Source organism: Burkholderia sp. lig30, from assembly GCF_000687455.2.
Lineage (GTDB): Bacteria > Pseudomonadota > Gammaproteobacteria > Burkholderiales > Burkholderiaceae > Burkholderia.
In genome coordinates this window covers 21,830-30,558 of the sequence record NZ_JGVW01000139.1, presented here as the reverse complement: position 1 = coordinate 30,558, position 8,729 = coordinate 21,830, and the positions used below count along the sequence as shown (strand labels likewise).

Sequence of the window (8,729 nt, the reverse complement as noted above, 5' to 3'; positions counted from 1 at the left end):
GCGCCTCGCGCGGGGACGCTCACGCCTGCAATCCGTGATGAACGAATGGTGAAACTCATGCAATCGATTCCCAGTCCCGACGCAGCGCGACACGCGCAACCGGCCGCCACGGCCCGTGTGAAGAACGACGCGTTCGTGCGCATCGAAAACGTCGTGAAGAAATTCGGCGACAGCACCGCCGTCGACAACGTGAACCTGACGATCGCGAAGAACGAACTGTTCGCATTGCTCGGCAGTTCCGGTTGCGGCAAGTCCACGCTGCTGCGCATGCTCGCGGGCCTCGAGACCGCGACCTCCGGCAAGATCTTCGTCGACGGCGAGGATCTCGCGACGCTGCCGCCGTACCGCCGCCCGGTGAACATGATGTTCCAGTCTTACGCACTGTTTCCGCACATGACGGTGGAGTCGAACGTCGCGTTCGGGCTGAAGCAGGAAGGCACGCCGAAGAACGAGATCGCGGAACGCGTCGCCGACGCGCTCGCGCTCGTGCAGATGAGCAAGTACGCGAAGCGCAAGCCGCACCAGCTGTCGGGCGGCCAGCAGCAGCGCGTCGCGCTCGCGCGCTCGCTGGTCAAGCGCCCGAAGCTCCTGCTGCTCGACGAGCCGATGTCCGCGCTCGACAAGAAGATCCGCCAGAAGACCCAGCTCGAGCTCGTCAACATCATCGAGAAGGTCGACGTGACCTGCGTGATGGTCACGCACGACCAGGAAGAAGCGATGACGATGGCGAGCCGCCTCGCGGTGATGAGCGAAGGCCGCATCGTGCAGATCGGCTCGCCGAGCGACGTGTACGAATACCCGAACAGCCGCTTCTCGGCCGAATTCATCGGCTCGACCAACCTGTTCGAGGGGCGCGTCGTCGAGGACGAGCCGGACCACATCTTCGTCGAGAGCGACGACCTCGAAACGCGCATGTACGTGAGCCACGGCGTGACCGGGCCGCTCGGCATGCCGGTCGGCATCTCGGTGCGCCCGGAGCGCGTGCACGTGTCGCGCGATAAGCCGGCCACGCCGCACAACTGGGCGCGCGGCGTCGTGACCGACATCGCGTACATGGGCAGCTACTCGCTCTATCACGTGCGCCTGCCGAGCGGCAAGACGGTGATGTCGAATCTCTCCAGCTCGCACCTGCTGCACGACGGCGCGCCTTCCTACAACGACGACGTGTTCGTCTCCTGGTCGCCCGCTAGCGGCGTGGTGCTGACGCAATGAGAACTCCCGCCTCCACTTCGTCCGCGCCGGTGTCGACCGGCGCACCGGCCGCCTCGCCGGCCCGCCCGCGCGCGCACCGCTCCGGCGCCCTCGCGCGATTCCTGCCGTCCGGCCGCAGTGTCGTGATCGGCGTGCCGTTCCTCTGGCTCGCGGTGTTCTTCGCGCTGCCGTTCGTGCTCGTGCTGAAGATCAGCTTCGCCGACCAGATGATGGGCATCCCGCCGTACACCGCGCTGATGACCGTCAAGGATGGCGCCGTGCAGTTCGCGCTGCAGCTGTCGCACTACGCGTTCCTGCTGCAGGACGACCTGTACGTCGCGACCTATCTCAGCTCGCTGAAGATGGCCGCGGTGTCGACGGTGTGCTGCCTGCTGATCGGCTATCCGATGGCGTACTACATCGCGCGCTCGGAGCCGCGCACGCGCAACATCCTGATGATGGCCGTGATGCTGCCGTTCTGGACGTCGTTCCTGATCCGCGTCTACGCATGGATCGGCATCCTGAAGGACGACGGCCTGCTCAATCATGCGCTGATGGCGATCGGCGTGATCCATTCGCCGCTGCGGCTCTACCACAGCGACATCGGCGTCTACATCGGGATGGTCTATTCGTACCTGCCGTTCATGGTGATGCCGCTCTACGCGCACCTCTGCAAGATGGACCTCACGCTGCTCGAGGCCGCGTACGACCTCGGCGCGAAGCCGTGGGTCGCGTTCACGCGGATCACGCTGCCGCTGTCGAAGAACGGGATCATCGCCGGCAGCCTGCTGGTGTTCATCCCGGCCGTCGGCGAGTACGTGATTCCGGAGCTGCTCGGGGGCGCGGACACGCTGATGCTCGGCCGCGTGATGTGGGACGAGTTCTTCAACAACATGGACTGGCCGATGGCGTCGGCGGTGACGGTGGCGATGGTGCTGCTGCTGCTCGTGCCGATGGCGCTGTTCCAGTACTACCAGGTCAAGGAATTGGGAGACGCGAAATGACCAAGCCGAACAAGCCTCTGTCGGTCGGCGTGCTGACGCTGGGATTCCTGTTCCTCTACATCCCGATCATCAGCCTCGTCATCTATTCGTTCAACGAGTCGAAGCTCGTCACCGTGTGGTCGGGCTTCTCGCTGAAGTGGTACGCCGCGCTGTGGCAGGACGACGAGCTGATGACCGCGGCATGGCTGTCGCTGAAGATCGGCCTGCTGACCGCCTGCGCGTCGGTCGTGATCGGCACCTGGGCGGGCTTCGTGCTCGCACGCTTCGGGCGCTTCAAGGGCTTCACGCTGTACGCCGGGATGATCAACGCGCCGCTCGTGATTCCCGAGGTGATCCAGGGAATCTCGCTGCTGCTGCTGTTCGTCGCGCTCGAGCAGATGTTCGGCTGGCCGAAGGGACGCGGCGTGGTGACGATGTGGATCGGCCACGTGATGCTCTGCGTGTCGTACGTCGCGATCATCGTGCAGTCGCGCGTGAAGGAGATGAACAAGTCGCTCGAGGAAGCCGCGCTCGATCTCGGCGCGACGCCGCTCAAGGTGTTCTTCGTCGTGACGCTGCCGCTGATCTCGCAGGCGTTGCTGTCGGGCTGGCTGCTGTCGTTCACGCTGTCGATCGACGACCTCGTGCTGTCGGCGTTCCTGTCCGGCCCCGGCTCGACCACGCTGCCGCTCGTCGTGTTCTCGCGCGTGCGGCTCGGCCTGAACCCGGAAATGAACGCGCTCGCGACGCTGTTCATCACCGCGGTGACGATCGGCGTGATCGGCGTCAACCAGATGATGATCATGCGCGACCGGCGCCGGCTCAACGACATGCGCGTCGCGTTCTCCTGAGCGCCCTCCGCTTCGATTCAGGACCACCCGACACAACCACAAACAGACATGCGCCGCCTCGTGCGGCGCGCGAGGCCGACGGCCTTTCAGGACAACACGACCCGCTAGGAGAATCCGCATGAAGAAGAAACTGATCTGCCTGCTGGTGGCCGGCGCACTGCCGGGCATCGCGCTGGCCGACTCGACATCCGAGCAGATCAAGGCGCTGCAGGCGCAGGTGAACGCGCTGCAAAAGCAGATGAAGGCAATGCAGTCGCTGCTCGCCGTAAAGCCGGGCGGCGCCGGCACGGCCGCGCTCGCCGCGGCGCCGGCCGCCGCGCCTGTCGACGTGTCGTCGCCGGACTACGGCCGGGCGCCGGCCGCGCTGACCAACGACGACGTGACGGAGATGAAGCAGCAGATCGCCAACCAGCAGCTGAAGGTCGACTCGCTGTCGGATGCCGCGAACACCGGCCCGATCGCCGGGCTGTCGGTCACCGGCTACATCGATCCGACCTACGTGTACAACCGCGCGGCGAGCTCGTCGTCGTTCCTGTTCGCGAACCACGAGAGCGCGTACAACTACTTCAACAGCACGTTCGGCGACCTGTACCTCGACATCAAGAAGACCTTCGGCGTCGGCCCGATGGCGCCGTCCGCCGAGATCACGCTGATGCCGAACCGCGGCAACGGCATCACGCTGCTGCAGAACTCGCGCGGCACCATCGGCAACAACATCCTGAACACGGCGGTCGTCAACGTGCCGCTCACGGCGTCGACCACGCTCGTCGCCGGCCTGATCCCGAGCTTCGGCGGCTACGAGGTGCAGCAGTCGAACCAGATGCTCACGCTCACGCACAACCTGCTGTACGACTTCTCCGACCCGGGCAGCTACATCGGCATCGGCGCGAACTACACGTCGGGCAGCTGGGCGTGGAAGTTCTTCCTCGGCAACGAGCAGTACCGCACGTCCGGCTCGGTCACGCAGACCGGCACCAATGCGCTCGGCGATCCGATCACGACCAGCAACAAGGTCCCGAGCTTCACCGCGCGCGCGGACTACACGTGGTCGAGTGCGCTCGACATCGGCGGGTCGTTCAACATCGGCCGCCAGACGCTGTCTTCCGCGCAGGCAACCGACGCGAACGGCAACCCGATTCCCGGCACCTTCGTCTACGGTCCGGGCGGCCAGTCGCCCAGCTCGGCGGGCTCGTTCTTCTTCGGCGAGCTCGATGCGACCTACACGCTCGCGGACATCCAGTACAACGCGGAAGTCGACTTCGGCCAGCAGCAGCATGCGGCGTTCAACGGCGGCGACTCGCAGTGGTACGGCCTGTCGCTGCTCGCGCACCGCAAGTTCACGCTGCCGGTGGTCGGCCGGATGGGCGCGACGCTGCGCTACGACCTGCTCGTCAACAGCAAGAACGGCGGCGGCGGCGGCGCCATCGCGCTGAACGGCCAGGGCCGCGATCCGTACAACGGCTTCGGCATCGGCGCCGACTGTCTCGCCAATTCGCAGGCGAACGGCGGGCTCGGCTTCGAATGCAAGGGCACGAACCGCCAGGACGTCTCGCTCGACCTGCTGTTCTATCCGACCCAGCAGATCACCGTGAAGGTCGAATACCGCCACGACTGGGCGAACAACAGGGTGTTCCTGCGCAACGACGGGTCGTACGGCAAGTCCAACGACCTGCTCGCGACGCAGTTCATCTATTCGTTCTGACGCAGGCTGCGCGATGCGCCGCGCCCCGCGCGCGGTGCATCGCGTCTCGCCGGGCCGCGGCGGCCAGCGCAAGCCGGTTATTAGCGGGAACAAGCCCCAGAAGGATTCCAGGTTCATGACCGACACATTTGCCCGCCGCGCCGAGGCCCTCGCGCGCGATTCATACTACGAGGCGACCGCCACGCGGCCCGCCGACGACGACCCGGTGCTCGACGGCACGCTCGACGTCGACGTGTGCGTGATCGGCGCCGGCTTCGCGGGACTGTCGGTCGCACTCGAATGCCGTGCGCGCGGGCTGTCCGTCGCCGTGCTCGATGCGTACCGGCCCGGCTGGGGTGCATCGGGACGCAACGGCGGCCAGGCGATCGCGGGCTTCGCGAAGGACGGCGAGATCGAGCGCCGGCTCGGCGCGCAAGGCGCGCGCGCCGCATGGGCGCTGTCGCTCGACGGCGTCGCGCTGATCGCCGAGCGGATCGCGCGCTACGGGATCGACTGCGACTTCACGCGCGGCTACCTGACCGTCGCGACGAAAGCGCGCCGCGTCGGCGACTTGCGCGCATGGATGGACGCGGCGACGTCGCGCTGGGGACATCCGTCGCTGACGTGGCTCGATACCGACGCGATCCGCGCGCGTGTCGCGTCGCAGCGCTATCTCGCCGGGGTCTACGATCCGCTCTCCGGTCATCTCCACCCGCTCAGGTATTGCCTCGGGCTCGCCGACGCCGCCCGGCGCGAAGGCGCGGCGCTGTTCGCGCATTCGCCGGCGCTCGACGTCGCGCGCGATGCGCGGCCGGTCGTGCGCACGCCGTCGGGCGAGGTGCGCTGCCGGTTCGTCGTCGCCTGCTGCAACGCGGGCCCGGGCGGTGTGCTGCCCGCGCCCGTCGCGGCGCGCATCGCACCGGTCGCGTCGTACATCATCGCGACCGAACCGCTCGGCCGCGCACGCGCCGATGCGCTGATCGCGCAGCGCGAGGCGGTGTGCGACAACAATTTCCTGCTCGACTACTTCCGGCTGTCCGCCGATCACCGGCTGCTGTTCGGCGGCCGCGCCGATTCCGCGGGCGCGTCGCCCCCCGCGCTGGCCGGCGCGATCCGGCAGCGCATGGTCGGCGTGTTTCCGCAGCTCGCCGACGTGCGCGTCGATTACGCGTGGGGCGGCTTCGTCGACGTGACGCGCAACCGCGCGCCGGATTTCGGCGCGATCGATCCGACCTTCTTCTACGTGCAGGGCTTCAGCGGGCACGGCGTCGCGCTCACCGGCATCGCAGGACGCGTGATCGCCGACGCGATCGCAGGCGACGCGCGCGCATTCGACCTGTTCTCGCGCGTGCGGCACCGGCGCTTCCCGGGAAGCGCCGCATGGCGCGCGCCCGCGCTCGAACTCGGCATGCTGTATCACCGGATGCTCGACCTGTTCTGAGCCATTCACTCAGTCATCCCTACTATGCTGACATTCGCGAACCAACCGCACGCCGCGTCGTACTACTCGGCCACCACCAACGACGACACCTGCCACCCGCCGCTTGCCGGCACCGTCGACGCCGACGTGTGCGTGATCGGCGCAGGCCTGACCGGCATATCGACCGCGCTGAACCTCGCCGAGCACGGCTATTCGGTCGCCGTGCTCGAGGCGTCGCGGGTCGGATGGGCGGCGAGCGGCCGCAACGGCGGCCAGTTGATCGGCGGCTACGCGTGCGACATCGACACGTTCGCGCGCCACATGCCCGAAGCGGACGTCGCACGCGTCTGGGACATGGGCCAGGAATCGCTCGCACTCGTCAAGTCGCGCATCGAGCGGCACCGGATCGACTGCGCGTATGTGCCGGGCTACCTGACCGCCGCGAACACCGCACGCGACGCCGACGGGCTGCAGCGCTGGCGCGACACCGCCGCGAAACGCTTCGGCCATGCGCGCTTTCACTTCGTCGAGGCGGACGAGATCGGCGACTTCGTGCAGTCGTCGCGCTATCAGGGCGGCCTGTACGATCCCGACAGCGGCCATCTGCATCCGCTCAACTACACGCTCGGGCTCGCGCGTGCGGCCGCCGAAGCCGGCGTGCGGATTCACGAGAACAGCGCGGTGACACGCGTGCGCACGATCCCCGACGGCCACCTCGTCGAAACGGACAACGGCAACGTGCGCGCGCGTTTCGTCGTGCTCGCGTGCAATACGTATCTCGGCGCACTCGCGCCCGCGCTGTCGAGGAAGATCATGCCGGTCGGCACGTACGTGATCGCCACCGAGCCGCTCGGCGAGACGCGCGCGGCCGAGCTGATGCCGGCGCGCGCGGCGGTCTGCGACAGCCGCTTCGTGCTCGACTATTTCCGCCCGGCGCCGGATACGCGGCTCGTGTGGGGCGGCAAGGTCAGCTATTCGACGCGGCCGCCACGCGATCTCGGCGGCGCGATGCGGCGCGACATGCTGAAGACGTTTCCGCAGCTCGCGGACGTGAAGGTGGAGTACGCGTGGGGCGGCTTCGTCGACATCACGATGAGCCGCGCGCCGCATTTCGGGCGCATCGCGCCGACCGTGTATTTCGCGCAGGGGTTCTCGGGGCACGGGGTCAACACGACCGCGCTGGCCGGCAAGCTGATCGCGGAAGCGATCAACGGGCAGGCGAGCCGCTTCGACCTGTTCGAGAAGATCCGCCATCGCGATTTTCCGGGCGGCGCATCGCTGCGCACGCCGGCGCTCGTGCTCGCGATGAGCTGGTACCGGATGCTGGATGCGGTCGGCTGGCGATGAGCCGGCGCCGCCGACGCGACGACATCGCGCGCGACGCGCGCCATGCCTGACGCGGCACGGCCGGCGGCGCAACACGCGCCGGCCGGTCGTGCCGACGTGACCGAGGCGTCATGCGACGCACCGGTCACGGGATGCATGCGCCGCGCGGCGCACGCGATCGTTCGTCAGTCGGTGCCGTACTTCGGCGAACGCGGGCCGTACAACAGCCCGGTCGGCGGCCCCGCCGACAACAGCCGGCTGCTCGTAGACGCGGCGATGTCGTGACTCTGGTCCATCAGCGTATTCGCGATCTGCTTGACCGCGGCCGTCACGAGCATGCCGATCAGCCCGCCACCGCCGTTGTTGCCGCCTTCGTCATTGCTCGCGCTGGCGCGGCCCTGCCACAGCACGTCGCCGGTGCGCAGATCGACGAGCTTGGCCGATGCCGACACGACGGTGGCGCTCGAGAGAATCCGGTACACGGTGCCGTACTGCGTGACCTTCGAGTACAGCGCGGCATCCGCGCCGAAGATCTCGCGCAGCTTCGCGGGCGGCGTGCCCTGGATCTCGGCCGCGTTGGCCAGGCCGTTCTGCTTGAAGGTTTCGTCCATCACCGCGACCGGCACGACGTAATAGCCGGACTCGGCGAGCGGCGCCGTCATTTGCGACAGCATTCCGTAGGTCGCGGCGACGTCGGAGGTTTCGTTGACCGGCGGCAGCACGAGGATCGAGCGCGGCTGGCTCTTCTTGAACGCCGTGTAGTCCGGGCGTTTCACCGGCTGCGCGCACGCGCTCAACAGCGTGACGATCGACAGCAAGGGCAGCAGCTTGAAGGAAAGGAACTTGAACATGGTGCGCGCGTCACTGTTGGGCGGTTTTCTGTTGGGCGGGCTTCTTCTTCATCAGGAAATCCATATAGACGGTGGATTCCGGAAAAAGCTGCTTCTCGGCCTGCAGTTCCTGTTCGGCCTGCTGCTCCTTGCCGACGCTCGCGTACAGCATCCCGAGATGCGCATGGAAGCCCGGCGGCGGCGTGTCGCCCTTCGCGCGAATTTCCTGCAGCGCTTTCTCGAGCGCGTCGATCTGCGCCTGCGGCGGCGACTGCCCCTTGAAGTATTCGTACACCTGCGGCTGGTAGCCGCTCCACTGGTAGAGCGGTGGCGTGGACGCGGCGCACCCCGCGAGCAGCAATGCGGCCGCCGTTGCCGGCAGCCAGATACCCCGTTTCATGGTCTGGTCTCTTTTCGTGTTGTCGAATGTGAACGATGAAGCGCGCG

General features: G+C 67.4%; 8 protein-coding genes. 6 read left to right on the top strand and 2 right to left on the bottom strand.

Annotation, left to right across the window (positions count from 1 at the left end; genetic code table 11):
- Positions 1 to 57 precede the first annotated feature (57 nt).
- The 6 genes from LIG30_RS24545 to LIG30_RS24520 all read left to right on the top strand — a co-directional run bounded on the left by LIG30_RS24545 (position 58) and on the right by LIG30_RS24520 (position 7,473).
- The gene (locus LIG30_RS24545; RefSeq protein ID WP_038716377.1) at positions 58 to 1,212 is read left to right on the top strand and encodes an ABC transporter ATP-binding protein; all 1,155 of its coding nucleotides are present in this window, start codon (positions 58 to 60) and stop codon (positions 1,210 to 1,212) included.
- Positions 1,209 to 2,195, top strand: coding sequence for an ABC transporter permease subunit (locus LIG30_RS24540; RefSeq protein WP_038716371.1), 987 nt, complete (start codon positions 1,209 to 1,211; stop codon positions 2,193 to 2,195). Before LIG30_RS24545 ends, LIG30_RS24540 begins: the two co-directional genes overlap by 4 nt.
- Complete coding sequence (locus LIG30_RS24535) at positions 2,192 to 3,025, top strand: ABC transporter permease subunit (RefSeq protein WP_038716370.1); 834 nt, start codon at positions 2,192 to 2,194, stop codon at positions 3,023 to 3,025. The genes LIG30_RS24540 and LIG30_RS24535 overlap by 4 nt, the downstream gene beginning before the upstream one ends.
- Before the next feature lie 118 nt (positions 3,026 to 3,143).
- On the top strand, positions 3,144 to 4,727 hold the full coding sequence (locus tag LIG30_RS24530; RefSeq protein ID WP_038716369.1) for a DUF3138 family protein: 1,584 nt from the start codon (positions 3,144 to 3,146) through the stop codon (positions 4,725 to 4,727).
- A 115-nt stretch (positions 4,728 to 4,842) separates the two neighbouring features.
- On the top strand, positions 4,843 to 6,147 hold the full coding sequence (locus LIG30_RS24525) for an NAD(P)/FAD-dependent oxidoreductase (RefSeq protein WP_038716376.1): 1,305 nt from the start codon (positions 4,843 to 4,845) through the stop codon (positions 6,145 to 6,147).
- Positions 6,148 to 6,171: 24 nt separating this feature from the next.
- Entirely contained in the window at positions 6,172 to 7,473 is a 1,302-nt protein-coding gene (locus LIG30_RS24520; protein WP_038716367.1) for an NAD(P)/FAD-dependent oxidoreductase, read from the top strand.
- A 164-nt stretch (positions 7,474 to 7,637) separates the two neighbouring features.
- Here the strand turns inward: LIG30_RS24520 and LIG30_RS24515 are convergent, their stop codons facing one another.
- Both LIG30_RS24515 and LIG30_RS24510 read right to left on the bottom strand, forming a co-directional pair.
- Positions 7,638 to 8,303: a DUF799 domain-containing protein gene (locus LIG30_RS24515; protein WP_038716366.1), complete on the bottom strand. Its 666-nt coding sequence runs from the start codon at positions 8,301 to 8,303 to the stop codon at positions 7,638 to 7,640.
- Positions 8,304 to 8,313: 10 nt separating this feature from the next.
- Complete coding sequence (locus LIG30_RS24510) at positions 8,314 to 8,682, bottom strand: DUF4810 domain-containing protein (protein ID WP_038716365.1); 369 nt, start codon at positions 8,680 to 8,682, stop codon at positions 8,314 to 8,316.
- Between the last annotated feature and the right edge of the window lie 47 nt (positions 8,683 to 8,729).